General features: G+C 32.6%; 17 protein-coding genes. All 17 read right to left on the reverse strand.

Features of this window, described 5'->3' with window-relative positions; translation table 11 throughout:
* Positions 1 to 12: 12 nt before the first annotated feature.
* Entirely contained in the window at positions 13 to 894 is an 882-nt protein-coding gene (locus P7F85_RS07950; RefSeq protein ID WP_015365096.1) for an aspartate carbamoyltransferase catalytic subunit, read from the reverse strand.
* Between the two features lie 24 nt (positions 895 to 918).
* Complete coding sequence (locus P7F85_RS07955) at positions 919 to 2,211, reverse strand: uracil-xanthine permease family protein (protein WP_002466191.1); 1,293 nt, start codon at positions 2,209 to 2,211, stop codon at positions 919 to 921.
* A gap of 184 nt (positions 2,212 to 2,395) precedes the next feature.
* Positions 2,396 to 2,923 (reverse strand): bifunctional pyr operon transcriptional regulator/uracil phosphoribosyltransferase PyrR, encoded by a 528-nt coding sequence (gene pyrR, locus P7F85_RS07960; protein WP_002466195.1) that lies wholly within the window; start codon positions 2,921 to 2,923, stop codon positions 2,396 to 2,398.
* 399 nt (positions 2,924 to 3,322) lie between these two features.
* On the reverse strand, positions 3,323 to 4,450 hold the full coding sequence (locus P7F85_RS07965) for a low temperature requirement protein A (protein ID WP_031463947.1): 1,128 nt from the start codon (positions 4,448 to 4,450) through the stop codon (positions 3,323 to 3,325).
* A 222-nt stretch (positions 4,451 to 4,672) separates the two neighbouring features.
* Positions 4,673 to 5,590: an RluA family pseudouridine synthase gene (locus tag P7F85_RS07970; RefSeq protein ID WP_002466204.1), complete on the reverse strand. Its 918-nt coding sequence runs from the start codon at positions 5,588 to 5,590 to the stop codon at positions 4,673 to 4,675.
* 11 nt (positions 5,591 to 5,601) lie between these two features.
* On the reverse strand, positions 5,602 to 6,078 hold the full coding sequence (gene lspA / locus P7F85_RS07975; RefSeq protein ID WP_002466200.1) for a signal peptidase II: 477 nt from the start codon (positions 6,076 to 6,078) through the stop codon (positions 5,602 to 5,604).
* Between the two features lie 555 nt (positions 6,079 to 6,633).
* Positions 6,634 to 7,110 (reverse strand): CHAP domain-containing protein, encoded by a 477-nt coding sequence (locus P7F85_RS07980; protein ID WP_015365099.1) that lies wholly within the window; start codon positions 7,108 to 7,110, stop codon positions 6,634 to 6,636.
* A gap of 4 nt (positions 7,111 to 7,114) precedes the next feature.
* On the reverse strand, positions 7,115 to 7,909 hold the full coding sequence (locus P7F85_RS07985; RefSeq protein ID WP_002465494.1) for a VOC family protein: 795 nt from the start codon (positions 7,907 to 7,909) through the stop codon (positions 7,115 to 7,117).
* 280 nt (positions 7,910 to 8,189) lie between these two features.
* Positions 8,190 to 10,940, reverse strand: a complete 2,751-nt coding sequence (gene ileS / locus P7F85_RS07990; RefSeq protein ID WP_015365100.1) for an isoleucine--tRNA ligase — start codon at positions 10,938 to 10,940, stop codon at positions 8,190 to 8,192.
* A 227-nt stretch (positions 10,941 to 11,167) separates the two neighbouring features.
* A complete protein-coding gene (locus P7F85_RS07995) occupies positions 11,168 to 11,821 on the reverse strand; it encodes a DivIVA domain-containing protein (protein WP_002465492.1) in 654 nt (217 codons plus the stop codon).
* Positions 11,822 to 11,844: 23 nt separating this feature from the next.
* Entirely contained in the window at positions 11,845 to 12,615 is a 771-nt protein-coding gene (locus tag P7F85_RS08000; RefSeq protein ID WP_037539754.1) for a YlmH family RNA-binding protein, read from the reverse strand.
* Positions 12,616 to 12,754: 139 nt separating this feature from the next.
* A complete protein-coding gene (locus P7F85_RS08005; protein ID WP_002450621.1) occupies positions 12,755 to 13,048 on the reverse strand; it encodes a YggT family protein in 294 nt (97 codons plus the stop codon).
* Positions 13,049 to 13,059: 11 nt separating this feature from the next.
* On the reverse strand, positions 13,060 to 13,653 hold the full coding sequence (locus P7F85_RS08010; RefSeq protein WP_031463945.1) for a cell division protein SepF: 594 nt from the start codon (positions 13,651 to 13,653) through the stop codon (positions 13,060 to 13,062).
* 2 nt (positions 13,654 to 13,655) lie between these two features.
* Positions 13,656 to 14,318, reverse strand: coding sequence for a YggS family pyridoxal phosphate-dependent enzyme (locus P7F85_RS08015; RefSeq protein ID WP_162832900.1), 663 nt, complete (start codon positions 14,316 to 14,318; stop codon positions 13,656 to 13,658).
* An 8-nt stretch (positions 14,319 to 14,326) separates the two neighbouring features.
* Positions 14,327 to 15,130 (reverse strand): peptidoglycan editing factor PgeF, encoded by an 804-nt coding sequence (gene pgeF, locus P7F85_RS08020; RefSeq protein ID WP_002465496.1) that lies wholly within the window; start codon positions 15,128 to 15,130, stop codon positions 14,327 to 14,329.
* Positions 15,131 to 15,368: 238 nt separating this feature from the next.
* A complete protein-coding gene (gene ftsZ, locus P7F85_RS08025) occupies positions 15,369 to 16,544 on the reverse strand; it encodes a cell division protein FtsZ (protein WP_002465489.1) in 1,176 nt (391 codons plus the stop codon).
* 32 nt (positions 16,545 to 16,576) lie between these two features.
* Positions 16,577 to 17,974 carry a cell division protein FtsA gene (ftsA, locus tag P7F85_RS08030; RefSeq protein ID WP_046464361.1) on the reverse strand — a complete coding sequence of 466 codons (1,398 nt, stop codon included), beginning with the start codon at positions 17,972 to 17,974 and terminating at the stop codon, positions 16,577 to 16,579.
* Positions 17,975 to 18,036: the final 62 nt, after the last annotated feature.

Raw genomic sequence — 18,036 nt, forward strand, 5'->3', positions numbered from 1 at the left:
AATACCCCTTCCTTATTTTAAAAGCTCATCAATGACTGCCATTCTCAAATACATGCCATTTTCCATTTGTTTAAAAATACGTGATTGAGGTGCCTCTACTAGGTCACTTTCAATTTCTACACCTCTATTGACTGGAGCTGGATGCATGACAATAGCTTCTTTCTTTAATTTATCATATCTTTCCTTCGTTAACCCATATTGTTGATGATAATTGTCAGCTTCAAAGTTAGCTTTTCCTGTAATGCCGTGTCTTTCATGCTGAACTCTAAGTAACATCACAATATCAACTTTATCAATCACATCATCAATACTAACGTATGATGCTTCTATTGTATCATCTACCCATTCATCAGGACTCGCGAACATGACATTTGCACCTAATGCTTTTAAACTATGGAAATTACTTCTAGCAACACGAGAATTTTTAATATCACCACAAATCAATACATTTAAGCCTTCGAATTTTCCATATTCTTCATATATAGTCATTAAATCAAGTAGGCTTTGTGTTGGGTGTTGTCCACTACCATCACCACCATTGGCAATTGGTATATTCAGTCCTTCTAAATCTTCGTAATATGCATTTTGAGAGTGTCTAATTACTAATAAGTTTACACCAATACTTTCTAATGTCTTACAAGTATCGTAAAGTGATTCTCCCTTTTGTACAGACGACGTACTCGTTTCAAAATTCACTAAATTCAATCCTAATTTTTGTTCGGCAACTTCAAAGCTACACTTTGTTCTTGTTGAATTTTCAAAGAACAAATTAGCTACAAAATGATCTTTGTATTGTGGTACATTAACTTCTCCAGATTTAAACTGACTTGCTTTTTTAACTAAGCTATAAATTTCATCGTTTGATAAATCTTCCATTGATAATAAATGTTCCATTGTTTGCCTCCTCAGAATATCTAACTATTTTTTAGGTAAGATTAAATTTAAGATAATGCCTGATAAAGCTGATAATGCCATTCCTTCAAGTTGTAAGTTAACGCCGATGCCTTTTAAATTGATTAATAAATTTCCAATACCAACGACTAAGATGACTGATGCTATAACTAAGTTTCTATTGTTAGCAAAATCAACATTGCTTTCTACAATCATTCTCAAACCACTTGCTGCGATAATGCCAAATAATAGTATGGACACACCACCCATAACCGGTGTTGGTATAGAAGAAATAAGTGCTGTAAATTTACCAATGAATGCAAGTACGATTGCGATGACTGCAGCACCACCAATCACATAAATACTATAAATTTTCGTAATCGCTAATACACCAATGTTTTCACCATAAGTTGTGCTTGGTGGTCCACCTATGATACTTGCAACCATCGTTGACACACCGTCACCAATGATTGATTTATCTAGACCTGGATCTTTAAAGAAGTTTTTACCTACAATTTTGTTGATTACCATTTGGTGTCCAATATGCTCACTGACAGTTACAAACACGACTGGAATCATGACTAGCACCAAACCTAAATGGAAGGAAGGTACATAATCTTTAAATGGTAAGTAAATATCTGGAAATGCTAACCATTTTGCTTTTGCAATCGGTGCAAATTTGACCAATCCCATAAAGATAGAAACGATATAACCGACAATGATTCCTATTAATACAGGAATTAATGATAAGAATCCTTTGAAGAATCCTTGCACAACGATTGTTACTATGAGTGTGATTAATGCCACTAGTAAATAACTTAAGTTATAACCTTTCATATCCGCAGAGTTTTCGTACATTGCCATGTTAACTGCAGTTGGCGCAAGACTTAATCCAATAACCATTATTACAGGTCCAACTACAACTGGTGGAAGTAAGTGCATTAACCAACCTGTACCACTAAAACGAATTAAGATACCAATAATGACGTACATTAAACCACTCATGAAGAGCGCGACTAACATGTCTCCTAAACTATGCGTACTTAATCCTGTAATGATTGGTGTGATGAAAGCAAAACTAGAGCCCAAATATGCTGGTATTTTAGCTTTAGTAATGAGTATGTATAACAATGTTCCAATTCCTGATGCAAGTAATGCTGCTGAAATAGGCAGTCCTGTTAAAAATGGTACAAGTACCGTCGATCCAAACATCGCAAATAAATGTTGTAAGCTTAAAAACGCCCACTGTGCTGGTTTTGGTTTATCTTTAACATCTAATACTGGTTGTACCGTTCTTTCAAACATTTGTTCATTTTCCATGGTGATTCATTTCCTTTCATAAAAAAATCTCTTTACATACAGTTATGCAAAGAGACTAAAGCGAATGATATGAAGTATTTAAGCTATATAAATACAGTAGTTAACATAATGTTTTTATCGTAACTACTTTGCTCATATATTCATTTCACCTTTTTCAGTCTCTCGTACTGCTTTAAAAGGGATATTATTCTATTATAACTGCATTACTTGAATCCTTTTCAGTTAAGTACACTTTAACGGATTCATCTCGTGCAGTTGGTATGTTTTTTCCTACAAAATCTGCGCGAATTGGAAGCTCTCTGTGGCCTCGATCAACTAGCGTAGCTAAACCAATTTTAATTGGTCTTGCATGTAATAAGATGGCATCTAATGACGCTCTGACAGTTCTTCCTGTGTATAAGACGTCATCAATGATAATGACAACTTTTCCTGTAATGTCTACATCTATTTCAAAAGCTTTGTCGAATGATTGCTTTGAAACATGATCAATATCATCACGGAATTGTGTTATATCAATTGTGCCTGTTGGTACAAGTTGTTGCTCTATCATATTTATTTTTTCTTGAATACGATAAGCTAAATATGCACCACGAGTTTTAATGCCTAGTAAAACTAAATTCTCAGTACCTTTGTTATACTCTAATATTTCATGTGCAATTCGAGTAACCGTACGTTGAATTGCTGCTTCATCCATTATGATGCGTTCAGACATTGTCTCACCTCTATCTCTTATTCATATCAAAAAAACCTCACGTCTTTAACAAAGACATGAGGTTGATATATAGACAATGCGTGATATAAATTTAGTCCTGATGCAACTAAACAGTATTCCACACATATTCTTAACCGTTTGATTTGCAAGCATTCAATAATAAATCGTTAGTATTAGGTCATTGAATTGATTACAATCATGTATATCAGTATCATTTTCATGTCTTTGAAGCCTCTCTGGACTTATCTTTAAAGACTACTTTTATATTTAAACTGTTATTAGTTTAATCCTAAAGTTACAAATAGTCAACGTCTTTTCCAATAAAATACTTGATTGATTATAATTTTTTAAATATTTATTATATGACGTCTTCAACATCCCATATGGAAGTTTATTTAATCACAGACGTTGTACGTTTTTGATATTTTTATAATACAATAGCATAACTAAAGTATTCGCAATCGCTATGCTAATAATCATAATATCTTGGTTATCTTTTAATAATATACTAATAATAAATGATACAACCAACATCATAGCACCAATCATAATATATTTGATGTTTTTAAGTTCTTTATGAAAATATGTCGTATTAATCCAAACCCCAATATAAAATAATAAGATACTACCATGCATCATACAGATTTCAAAAATGGCACTTAACTGATGCGAGTCACTAAAAATAACAGCAGCATTTAATATACCTAATGCTACATTAATCAATAAGTGTGTATAAACCAATTGGAAACCAATCGTTGTTTGATGTAAATTAATATGACTTTCAGTCACTAACCAATACGTTCCAAATAAACTTACGACAATTAAAAATTGAAATATATAAATATAGTTAAAATGCTCTATACTAAATATAGATTTTAATCCAACTAAAACCTCACCAAATATAATAATCGTCAACAATGAGAATCTTTCAACTAAATGTGATAAATTCACAGGTGATTGATATAAATATTTTCGGTATGGAATCAAGCCTGTTGAAGCAATAAATAATCCTAAAAATCCTGGAATATAATGAATACTTTTCGGTAATACAAGTGATACAAATGATAGGATTGCAACGATTAATGCTACTAATGCAAATGCCTGACACGTTTTATAATCAGGTTTATGTTTTGTTTTAGTTAAATGTAAACCATATTGAATACTAATACTTAGATATAGAATTCCAACACATAAAAAGAATGGAAAGAATGTTTTTTCAAAATCAGGATATAAACTATTCGATAAAAAGACTAATACAAACAAGTTAAACATCATAAATATGACATCTTTAGTTGTCGTTTCTCCAAATCTATTCGTATAAAATGTTTGATGCGACCATAATATCCATAAAAACACACTCATAATGATATACTTTAAAAATAATTCAGATGATATGGTCCCCTCGTGTACATTTAAAATGACATGTGCCATCTTTTGCATCGCATAAACAAATATTAAATCGAAGAATAATTCATGAAATCCCGCACTTTTCTCTTGTAAATGTCGAGGTTGATACGATGTTTCCATTTAATTTGTTCCTACTTTCACTTTGTTTTCAACATATCATAGCATATTACATGTTAAGTTTATATATTTTATTTTGAAGAAAGTACAACTCATTTTATGATTACTCTATAAATAACACCTTATATCATCTAACATATTCCTTTTGAGTATAAAAAAAGCCCCTAAATGACAATGACATATCATTTAGGTGCTTTGATAGTATTTATTATTTTATACCTTTTACTAAGCGTCTCTTTTTCTAATATCGGCTAATAAATCTTCAAATTCCTGAGGTAATTCTGCTGTTCTTTCAATATATTCATGTGTAACCGGATGCTCAAAACCTATCACACCTGCATGTAAGGCTTGACCACCTATATCTAATGTTTTTTTAGGACCATATTTAGGATCTCCGACTAATGGAAATCCAATGTATTTCATATGAACACGAATTTGGTGCGTACGTCCTGTTTCAAGTTCACATTCTATTAAAGTGTAATCTTTAAAATGTTCTAAGACGTTAAAGTGTGTAACTGCTTCTTTGCCATCATCTACGACCGCCATCGCTTGACGATCTTTCTTATTACGTCCAATAGGCGCATCTACTGTTCCATAGTCATGTGGAATATTTCCATGTACAAGTGCAATATATTTACGTTTAACTGATTTAGCCATTAATTGTTCAACTAATCCACGATGCGCAATGTCATTTTTAGCAACCATTAATAAGCCAGATGTATCCATATCAATTCTGTGAACAATACCTGGACGAATTTCACCGTTTATACCAGATAAATTTTTAATTTGATACATCAATCCATTTACTAACGTACCAGTGTAATGGCCTGGTGAGGGATGCACTACCATACCTTTTGGTTTATAAACAATAGCAACATCATCATCTTCATAAAAAATATCAAGATTTAAATTTTCCGGTGTGATATCTGCTTCTACGACTTCTTGTTCAGTCACGACGATATTGTCATTTTGCTTCACTTTATAATTGGGTTTGACTACTTTGTCATTTACTTTCACAAGATCTTCTTTAATCCAATCTTGAATTTGGCTACGTGACCAACCACTGTTTAATTCTGGTAATACTTTATCTAATCTCTGTCCAACATGATTACTATCTGTAATCGTATATTCATACGTTTCCATAATCAGACCTCCTAACCTTTATTTGTTGTATCTTTAAGTAGCGCAATAATAACTAATATCACACCAATTGTTAAACTTGAATCGGCTACATTGAAGATAGGAAAATCATATCCAAAAATATTTGTATCAATAAAATCAACAACTTCTCCATTAAATAAACGATCAATGAAATTTCCTAAAGCACCTGCAAACAATAAACTTATCGCTAACTGCATAAATAAATTATATTGCGCTTCTTTAATAAAGAACAATACAAGTACAATTAAAATAATCACTGTAATAATATAAAAGAAAAACATTTTACCACTTAATATACCCCAAGCAGCACCATTATTTCTATGTGACGTTATATTTAAAAAATTGGGTATCACTTCGTAAGAATCGCCTATTTTCATTGAACTAGCAATAATCCATTTTGTCACTTGGTCAATGACAATGATTAAAAAGGCTACGAGTAATGAAATACCGACATAATATTTCTTTTTCATTCATGTTCCTCCATTCAGAACCATTCATCACTTTTTTTACAACAACATTCATTATATCTTAAACATGAATATAAAAACAGGTTAGCTTCATAATAAATAATTGATACAACAAACAAATGGAAGTGGGATAGAAATCATTAAGAACCACTAATCATTGATTATGTAGTGGTTCTTACGCATTAGCCACAGCTAATGTGTACTTTAAAATAGAAATACATGAGTGAAACTCATGCATAAGAAACACTAATTTCTAAAGAAAAAGTATTTCTTTATCGTTGTCCATCCCCAACTTGCATTGTCTGTAGATTTTCTTTTCGAAATTCTCTATGTTTGGGGTCCGTCCCCCGGCAAGGTTGACTAGAAATGAAAAGCTTGGTACATTAGACCGTCTTTGTAATTTATTACTTAGACGGTTTTATGCATGAACTTTAGTTCATGTATACCGCTAAAGCTTAATTTGAACACATGAGTCAATACGCATGTGTAAGTCAACTACTGCCTTAATATCAATGTAACTTGAAATATATTGATGCCTAGCCTAAACTCATTTCATCATTACGATATATGTTGATTCTCTTTAGGATGAATATATTGATATTGATCAACGTCATTCGCTGGTATTGTTCTATTTGATATTTCATACGGCTTTTTAAAATTCATTTCTGAAACGTACAATGATTGATCATCGTTCACTTTTTCAATGTAGGCTACATGACCATATTTTCCTTCAGTTGTCTGTAGAATCGCACCTTCTTTAGGATGTTGATTGACTTTATATTGATCTTTTTTAGCATTTTTCGCCCAATCTTTAGCGTCATGCCAAGAATTTGCAATTTGATGATGGTCTTCTCTCACTTTATCGAACACATAATAAGTGCATTGTCCTTTTTGATACGTATTATATTTCATCGGATTAAACTCTAATAAATGATTTTTAGGTTCAGTCATATCTTGATTATTTAAACCATCAAAAATTGCTGCTAGCGTTAGACCTATCGTTATAAATAACATCCAAAAAATACTTTTCTTCACTTCATCACTCTTCTTTTATAAAATTAAATCTAAAGTAGATACCATCTGGTCCTTTGATATTTAAATGTGTTGTCTCTGGATAATGAAAGTCTACAAGCGCTAAACCATACGAGTGCGCATTATCTACACGTTTGGTTCCAGAAATCCATTGATTTAATGCTAAATGATGATGATAATGTTGAGATGATAAAAAGAGCGAATAATCATCCATATATGCAGATTCTTCTAAACCAAAATAATTTAAATAGTATGGTTTAACTTCAGAAATACGAATCGATTTCAAATGCAAGGTACCAATTTTAGCATCATCTGGTATACCTTGCCATTTTTCATCTGATACTTCATTTAATAAACGTGGTACATTAATCGGTACGATATTAAGTAACACTTTGTCATCTTCATAATGCCATTCTTCAAAATCTTGATCTACATAGAATTTCAAACCATTTCCTTCTGGATCTTCGATAAAAAGAGATGTAGCCACACTCTGCTCTCCACCATTTACTGGAATTTCATAGTCACTTAATTGTACTAACAAATCTGCTAAATCTGATAATGAAGGTAGTATTATACCAACATTAAATAAGCCTGCTTCTGACATTAGTGGTTCTCTACCGTTAGCAATTTCATTTAAAATAATGAAATGATTAGACATGCCTACTTCATATTGAATACTCGTCATTGTTTCGTTTACGATATTAAATCCTAAAATCTGTTCGTAAAATGGTTTGAGTGCATCTTTATCTCTCACATTAATCGTTATTCCGTTGACAAAATTTGCATCTTTATTATGAAACATTCCATGTACCTCTTTCAAAATAACTTATCTGTATAACTTTCTTTACTTATGAATTATGACTCATATTTTAAATATTATGCAAAAAAATCAAAACAAAAGCAACTTAATTGCAATTCATATCAATACTAATTAAGTGATGATGTGTTCATAATGTATTAGGCTAATTTCGATAATACTTTCTAATATTTAATAATACCCATAATATCCCAAGTCGTTATAAAATAAAAACTGTTAGCAAAGTCATCCGACTTTGCTAACAGTTTGAATACAATTTTACCTATTAAATTAATGTCTTAACTACTTCTTGGCAACGTGGACATAAGTGATCTAATTCGCCAACAGAACCTAATTGATCACTATAGTTCCAACATCTTTCACATTTTTCACCTTCAGCATGTTCAATACGGATGTCACCATGTTGATATGATACGCCGTTATCAACTTGATCAACAACCTCCGCTTGTGAAGTGATAAATAATTGTTGTAAATCATCAAATTGTTGTAAGAACTCTGTAGCATTAAAGTCTTGATTACTACCAATCACAACTTTAGCTTCTAATGATTTACCAATTACTTTTTCATTACGCGCTGCTTCTAAGGCACGGTTCACATCATCACGTAAGTTCATAAATGTATTCCATTTATCTAATAATTGTTGATCTACTTCTTCAACTTTAGGCATATCAGCTAAGTGAACACTTTCTTCTTTAACATGAGGTGTATGTGACCAAACTTCCTCTGCTGTATGCACTAAAATTGGTGCAAGCAACTTAGTCATATCAACTAAGATTTGATAAAGTACTGTTTGCATACTACGACGTTTATGTGAAGAACGTTCTTCGATATAAAGGATATCTTTACCATAATCTAAGTAGAAGTTACTTAATTCAACATTGATAAAGTTTTGAACTTCTTGATAGATATTAAGATAATCAAAGTTTTCATAATTGTTAATTGTACTTGCAGTAAATTCACGTAAACGATGTAATAAATAACGATCTACTTCTAATAACTCTGCTTCAGCGATGCTATCTGTTTCAGGATTGAAATCACTCACATTACCTAACATAAATCTCAATGTGTTTCTGATTTTACGATATACATCAGAAGTTTGTTTTAAGATTTCATCTGAAATACGTACATCTGCTAAATAGTCTGTACTACTTACCCACAGGCGTGCAATATCTGCACCTTTTTGTTTAACGACTTGATCAGGCACAATGACATTTCCTAATGATTTACTCATTTTTTTACCTTCTCCGTCCATAACGAAACCATGAGATAATAAGAATTTATATGGTGCTTGACCTCTTGTCGCAACAGAAGTAGTAATAGATGAGTTAAACCAACCACGGTATTGGTCACTACCTTCAAAGTATAAGTCAGCTGGGAAACTTAATTCTGGACGTGTTTCAAGGACACCTCTATGAGATGAACCAGAATCGAACCATACATCCATGATGTCATTTTCTTTCGTAAATTCACCGTTTGGACTTCCTGGATGTGTAAAGCCTTCCGGTAATAAATCTTTGGCTTCTTTTTCAAACCAGATATTAGAACCATGTTGTTCAAATAAATCTGCAACATGATTTACAGTTTCTTTCGTCATGATGATGTCGCCATTTTCTGCATAAAATACAGGTAGTGGTACACCCCAAACACGTTGACGTGAAATTACCCATTCACCACGGTCACGAATCATATTATAGATACGTGTTTTACCCCAATCTACTTTAAATTGAGTATCTTCAATTGCATCTAAGATGTCTTGTCTCACTTTATTAATTGATGCAAACCATTGTGGTGTAGCACGGAAGATAACTGGTTTTTTCGTTCTCCAATCATGTGGATAACTATGTGTAATAAAGTTTAATTTTAATAATGCATCTTTCTCAGTTAATAAGTCCGTTACTGCTTTATTCGCTTTATCATAGAACATACCTTCAAAAGGTCCACCTTCTTCAGTGAAGACACCTTTATCATTTAATGGACTGATCACTGGTAAATCATATTTTTGACCAACAATATAGTCGTCTTCCCCGTGTCCAGGTGCTGTATGAACACAACCTGTACCAGCATCAGTTGTAACATGTTCACCGTTAATCACTAAAGAAGTACGATCTAAGAATGGATGTTGTGCTTCAACATATTCTAATTCTTTACCTGTAAATTCTTTTTCAAGTTGAATCGTATCTTGATCCCATTCTAGAGCTTCTGCTACTGTTTCTGCTAAAGCTTGAGCAATAATGTATTTTTTACCATTTACATTATATTGGCCATATTTTAATTCTGGATGAACAGTAATCGCAACATTAGAAGGAATTGTCCAAGGTGTAGTTGTCCAGATAATAAATTGTGCATCTTTGTCTACAACACCTTTATCATCTTTAACATCAAATGCTACATAAATTGATGCTGAACGTTTGTCATGATATTCGATTTCCGCTTCTGCAAGAGATGATTCACTTGATGGTGACCAATAAACAGGTTTTTTACCTTTATAAATAAGTCCTTTTTCTGCCATTTCACCAAATAATCGAATTTGAGCAGCTTCATATTCTGGTTTCAATGTGATATATGGATCGTTAAAGTCACCACGTACACCTAGACGTTTGAAATCTTTCTTTTGAATTTCAATTTGTTCTAGAGCAAATTCTTTACATTTTTCTCTAAATTCAGCGGTAGACATTTTTTTACGATCTACACCTTTTTTAGTTAAAGCTTGTTCAATTGGAAGACCATGTGTATCCCAACCAGGGACGTATGGTGCATAAAAACCTTGCATTGTTTTGTAACGAACAATAAAGTCTTTAATGATTTTGTTTAATGCATGTCCCATATGTAAACTACCATTCGCATATGGTGGTCCATCATGTAAAATATATGAGGCATTACCTTTATTTTTCTCTAACGCTTTTTCGTATTGATTGTCTGCATCCCATTGTTCTTGGATTTTTGGCTCTTTATTTGGTAATCCGCCTCGCATTGGAAATTCTGTTTTGGGCATTAATAACGTATCTTTATAATTCATATACTTTCATTCCTCCTAATTATAAAAAAGAACTCTAAGTTCAATTAACAGGGACGGTTATACCGCGGTACCACCCTGATTAACTCAACTTAGAGTTCTCTCTTGGTTCTTTATTCATAATGATAAGTCAGTGATATAAGAAACATGCTTATATTAGGCTCCCACCATCTCCTAATTCGCTGTAATAAGTGTAGTGTTTCTTACGCGTCTGACTTCAAATTTAATTGTTATTTTAGATTCGTTGATTCAGATTGACTTGTACTTGTTGAATCACTTTGAGACGTTGATTTAGTCTCAGACGTTTGTGTTGATTGTGATTGACTTTGAGCATTATTTTTCATGGCTTTTTCTTCTTCTGTTAAATCATTATCGTTTAAATGATGAATGTCTTCTAAAGTGACCTGTTCAGCATCTAAATCATAATTTAATAGGTAATCCCAATCTTCATTCTTCAACAAGTCTAATTGAGCTTCAACTAACATACGGAAACGTGATCTAAATACTTTAGATTGGCGTTTCATATCTTCAGTTTGGAAAGCTAAGCGACGTGCTTTTTCGATAGCATCATTAACAATTTGGTCTGCTTGAGCTTGTGCTTTAGCAATTGTTGCCTCTGCATCTTTATTCGCAGCTAATTTCGTTTCTTCGCCAGCTTTTTGAGCTTGCACTAAAGCATCGCTCACTGATTGGTGAACATCTTGATAAGACTTAATATTAGTATCTCTTTCTTCGATGACTTTTTCAAGTTGTTTTTTATCTTCTTTTAAACGTTCTATTTCAGTACTTAACTGGTCTAAATAGTTTGCAACTTCAGTAGGTTCTAAACCATTTTTCACACGAGTAAACTCTTTGCTTTTAATTTCACTTGGTGTAAAAGGCATTGTGTATCCTCCTTAATTTTACACTATTTAAATAATGTATGATAGGTTATGTGTATTTTATCTTTTTTCGTTCTTCCACCAATATCGGTTACTTGAGCTCTTCCGAATCCTTGTATGGAAAGTAAGTCATTCATTTCTAATTGAAAATCTGGTGAATCAATAATGGTATGATTTACTTTGACTCTCTTCTTCTCTATAAGTTGTTTCGCAATAGATCTTGATTTATGAATCATATCTTTTAATACGACATCAAGTCTAAGTGCACTCACTGTTGAACTTTGAATCTTCCAATTCTCTTCTGATTGTATCATATCTTCCAACGGAATAGAATTAAGTTTAATTGTAGCACCTTTGATTCTAGTGAATTCTAACATAATAAATGATTCTAATGCTTTTGTCAAAACAAATTGAATACGTTCCCCAACAATGATATCACCAAGTTGATTTCTATCAATTCCTAAAGACATCAGCGTACCTAAAACGTGTTGATGTTGAATAGTTACAAACTTTTCAGGATAATGTATTTCAATTAATGTGAGTTCAAAGTCACTTTCATCTGGTTCATAATATGATGGTGCAATCACGGCACGTTGTCGTTCTGCTCTCGGTCCACCATTAAAATGTACTTTCAAATCGTCATAACTGCCACTAATCACTTCTAAAATATATTGCCCTCTTGGATCTAAGAATGTGGTTAGCACAGGCGAATAGTGCCGTTCAGCTTGTTCACATTTATCAATTAAAATATCAATCAAGCTTTGTTCTTCTTTTCGAAAATGTTGATAAATATCGATGGCTTATCCCCCGCTTAACTTTAATATGAATTATTTAAATTATCATTTTTTTATCCATGCAACAATAAAACGAGGCAACATGGAACGTTTCCAATCACCTCGTTTATGATCATCATATTTATATTGCTGTCTAAACTAACTATCTCGCTAAATAAGCTAAAATCATGTTAAAAATAGTTACTAGTCCTCTTTGGAATAAAACTAAAACTATAATAGCAGCAATTGATGAAATATCAATCATTCCAATAGGTGGAATGATTTTTCTAAATGGTTCTAAAAATGGTTCATAAATTTTACCTAGTATTTCACCAAATTTAGATTCACGTATACTTGGTACCCAAGATGTAAAGAAATATACAATCATACCAAAATAATAAATTTGGACGATCCAAATGATAAATTGGAAAATTGTATTAAGTAATCCAATATCCATACGTTAGCTCCTTATTCGTAATGTTGCTCCATGTTTTCAATATGATCTGTAATACTACCGGCAACTTCGACGTTATCAGGTGTACATAAGAAAATATCAGTACCTACACGTTGGATATCGCCACCAATGGCATATACAGTACCACTTAAGAAATCAATGATACGTTTTGCTGAAACTTTGTCGATTCTTTGTAAGTTAACTAATGTTGCACGGCGATTTTTTAATTCATCTGCAATATCTTGTGTATCTGAGAAAACTCGTGGTTCAAATAAACACATTTTTGAACTTTCTTGTGTAGCATAATTTGATTGAACGTTATTATTCATTGTTACAACATTTCTAGTATTCGATTTAGAATTATTACTCATACGATAATTCCTTTCTTCAGAAGTTGTATTATATCTTGTTGTACTTTTTTGAGGTACAGATTTAATCGCACTTGTTTTAGATGCAGCTGGTTGTTGTACAGGTTCTTTTGGCGATTCTACTTCACGTTCTGGTTTACGATCACGCTCAGGTTCACATTCTTCTGGTACTTCTACTTCTTCTTCATCTTCAACAACAAAAAATCCATTAAATAAATCTTTTAAAGCCAAGGGGCTCACTCCTATTCTCCTACAAGTTTAGTCCCAATTCTCACAAATGTTGCACCTTCTTCAATTGCTATTGGATAGTCATTACTCATCCCCATCGACAATTCTTCACACGGTGCATATTCTAAATTGAGTTTTTTAATTTCATCTCTTTTTGTTCGCAATTTTCTAAACAATGACTGAATATACGCATTATCATCCGTATATGGTGCCATCGTCATTAAACCGACTATTTTTATATTTTCAAATTGTTTAATTTCTTCAATAAAAGCATTCACTTCATCTAAACTAATCCCATGTTTGGATGATTCACCTGAAACATTCACTTGTAAGAAACAAGATATTGTATGCTCGGCACGCTTATTAATTTCTTTAGCTAAACTCATTCTATCTAAAGCATGAAAATAATCAACATCATTGATGACATCTTTAACCTTTCTAGATTGCAAAGAACCGATAAAATGAAGCACTGCATCTTTTGGTAATGCTTCTTTCTTCTCTTTGAACCCTTCAAGTCTATTTTCTCCAAAATGTCGAATTCCAGCTTGATAAGCTTCTTTAGCTCGCTCTATTGTAACATACTTTGTTACTGCAATCACGTTAGGCTGTGTTGAAATGTTACTTTTTTCTCTATGCTCATTGATTTCTAAATTGATTTGAGCGAGATTATCTTTCACTTCACGCATTATGAATCACCTTGCTTTCTTCCTATAAATGCTAACATTCGTCCAGTTTGTCCTTTTTCCACTCTATAAGAAAAGAAATAATCCAGGTTTTCAGATGTAGCATAATCTGTAATATAAATATTACTTTCCGGTACACCTACACTTTGTAATAAAAGAGAGTTGGCCTTTTTCAAATCAATGCCGTGTCTATCACTATCACGTGTTTCTATAAATTGAGTTGTATCAATATCTAGCGTTTCAAATTTCATTTTAATATCATCATTAATTTCATATGAATTGGATGTAGCCGGACCAATAACAACATTTAAATCCGTAACATCAAAATCAATATGTCGAACCATCTCTTTAACGATTTCTCCGTAAGTGCCCCGCCAACCAGCATGTGCAAGTCCAACATAATGATGTTTCTCACTATAGAAATAAACGGGTACACAATCTGCGTAACACATCGTTAATAATATATTGGGCTCATATGTATACAATCCATCTATACCATGTAAACCATTTGTAATAGCATCAATGTTTACACCTTTATCATCTGATGTTATTTTAGCAACTTTATTCTCATGTGTTTGTATCGGAAAAACCCACTCACTTCGTGGGAAGCCTATCATATTAGCTAAAATGTTTTGATGTTGTGTAATGTTGTCTTGTCGATCATCTACATATCTAGCCATATTAAATGCTTTTTCAGGATACATACTTAAGCCACCCTCACGTGTAGTAAAACCAAGGGTAGTATGTGTCATTTTATCGTCTTTATATGCTAAAAAATGATTTTGTTTTATAAATTTTTCAGTCAACTATTTCACAACCTTAAGTATGAATTTTCATTAATTTCGATTAAAGTGTCTAAATATGTTTTATAGAACTATTATATAGCATTCTTATTCGTATTTAAATTAAAACTATTATTTCTGTCCTTGAAACTAATTATTTTAAAATTATTCTTCAACGAGTTATTAAAAATCAAATTTTAAATAAATTAAAAAGTCATCAGAAATATTTCTGATGACTTTAAGTATAATGGTTAAGATAAGATTAACGTCTTGTTCTTCTAGAACGTCTTTCTTCTCTATTTCTGATGAAGCTTGGAATATCATCGTCTTTAGTCGTATGACTTCTTTCAGTCACACTATCAGAAGATGAACTTGATGCAGAACTGCTGATTGATTCTTCTTTACCAACTGAAGAAGTCGATGAAGCGCTATTTACGCTTGAACCAAATCCAGTGCTAGAAGCTTTGCGACCTTGAGATGATGGTTTATCTTCAAATCCAGTAGCAATTACTGTTACTACAATTTCATCTTGTAATTCTGGATTGATTACTGTACCGAAGATCATATTTACATCTTCATCTGCAGCATCTTGAACGATATCCGCAGCTTCTTGTGCTTCGAATAATGAAAGTGATTCGCCACCAGTAATATTCATAAGCACACCTTGAGCACCAACAATTGATGTTTCAAGTAATGGTGAAGAAATTGCTTTTTTAGCTGCTTCTACTGCTCTATTTTCTCCAGAAGAAACACCAATACCCATTAATGCTGAACCTTGGTTAGACATGATTGTCTTAACGTCAGCAAAGTCTAAGTTAACTTCTCCAGATACTGCGATTAAATCAGAGATACCTTGTACACCTTGACGTAATACGTTGTCAGCTTCTTTGAATGCTTCCATCATAGGTGTTGATTTGTCTACGATATCTAATAAACGGTCGTTAGGAATAACGATTAATGTATCTACAGCAGCTTTCATTGATTCAACGCCGGCAGCAGCTTGTGTTTGACGTTTACGTCCTTCGAAACCAAATGGACGAGTAACAACACCAACTGTTAACGCTCCCATTTCTTTAGCAATTTTAGCTACTACAGGAGCAGCACCAGTACCAGTACCGCCACCCATACCTGCAGTTACGAATACCATATCTGCACCTTGGATTGCATCTTCAATTTGTTCGCGTGATTCTTCAGCAGCTTTTTTACCGATTTCTGGGTTAGCACCAGCACCTAATCCACGAGTTAATTTTTCACCAATTTGGATTTTTGATTCGGCTTTAGATAAGTTTAAAGCTTGTCCATCCGTATTAATAGCGATAAATTCTACATTATTCATTCCGTGGTCAATCATACGGTTTACAGCGTTGTTACCGCCGCCACCTACACCGATGACTTTTAAAGTCGCTAAATGATTAAATCCTTGTTCAAATTCTAACATTTAAATTTCCTCCTAGTTTTAATGGCCAATAATCATTCAAATAAAGATTTCATGAGTTTTTTAAATTTACCTTCTTCTTTGTCTTTACCTTGAGCATTATGATGATCTTCTTCTAGATGAGTTTCGCGGTCGTCATATTCTTCATGAGGTGGTTCAGGCTCATCCTCATAAACATCTATTTTGTTCGATTTGCGTTTGAACCAATCGAAACCGCTTGATTTAGAGTCAGTATCTCTTTCATCAGATTCGATAACTTCCTCTTCAAATTCCTCATTATCATGATAATTAATTGTAACATAATCTAATAATTCATCAAAAGTGATACTACTAGAAATAGTAGAAATCGCAGATGAAAATTCTGGTTTTCTGATTCCCATTTGTGACGGAGTGTGAATTCTCACTTTTTCACTAACCATATCTTGTAATAATTCTCTTACACCTAATAAATTAGCTGATCCACCTGTTACAACAAAACCACCATTAACTTTTGTTAAACCTAATTCTTGTAAAACATCAAAAACTTCGAAGAATATATCTTCAACTCTTGCTTCAATAAAGTCGCTTAAATCTTTTTGAGTATATTGAACATGTTCTTCACTATCAATTTGATCAACTGTGAATACATCTTGACTTGAAGCTGAATCATAAAATGCATGTCCATATTGATGTTTTATCTTTTCAGCTGTGTCATATGATGTATTTAAACCTTGTGCTACATCATCAGTAATATCACGACCAGCCATTTCAATTGAATCTGCATCTACTAATTCGCCACGTTCATAGAAGGCAATTTGTGTTAAATCTTCACCGATATCAATCACACATGCACCAAATTCTTTCTCAGTTGCTGATAAAATTGATCCGTAATTATATGCATCAGAATATACATCTAATACATCTACACCACATGATTCAACACATTTAATCATATTAATTAAGATTGATTTTTGAATAGCAATAACGCCTGCATCCACTTTAAGTGAATGTCTTGCGATTAATTCTTTTGGATCTGATACTTCATTTTCCTTATCTACAACGAATCGTATTGGGAAAACGTTAATCACTTCTGTTTCAGGAACATCATTTTTATCTCTAATACCTTCTAGTACAGATTCAATATGTGTTCCGTTAATTTCAGTATCTTCATAAAATTCTATTTCATTTGATTCATCATACACTTCTGTTCCAATGATAGGTAATTTTAAAAATACTTCTTTGATGTCTACACCTGAAGCGATAGAAGCTTTTTTAATTGTATCCTTGACAGCTTGTCTAGCAATATCAAAGTCATCAATTAATCCATTTTTTATACCGCTTGTATAGGTTTGTCCTGTACCTATCACATTTATTCCATTGTGAAATTTTTCGCCTACTATTGTTTTAACACTTGATGAACCAATATCTATGCTTACATAGTAATGTTCCTCCATAGATAGGCACCTCCTGACAAGTTACTATTAAAATACACTATGTTTAGTTTACAATACGTTGA

The sequence above is a fragment of the Staphylococcus sp. aM genome, assembly GCF_052975125.1.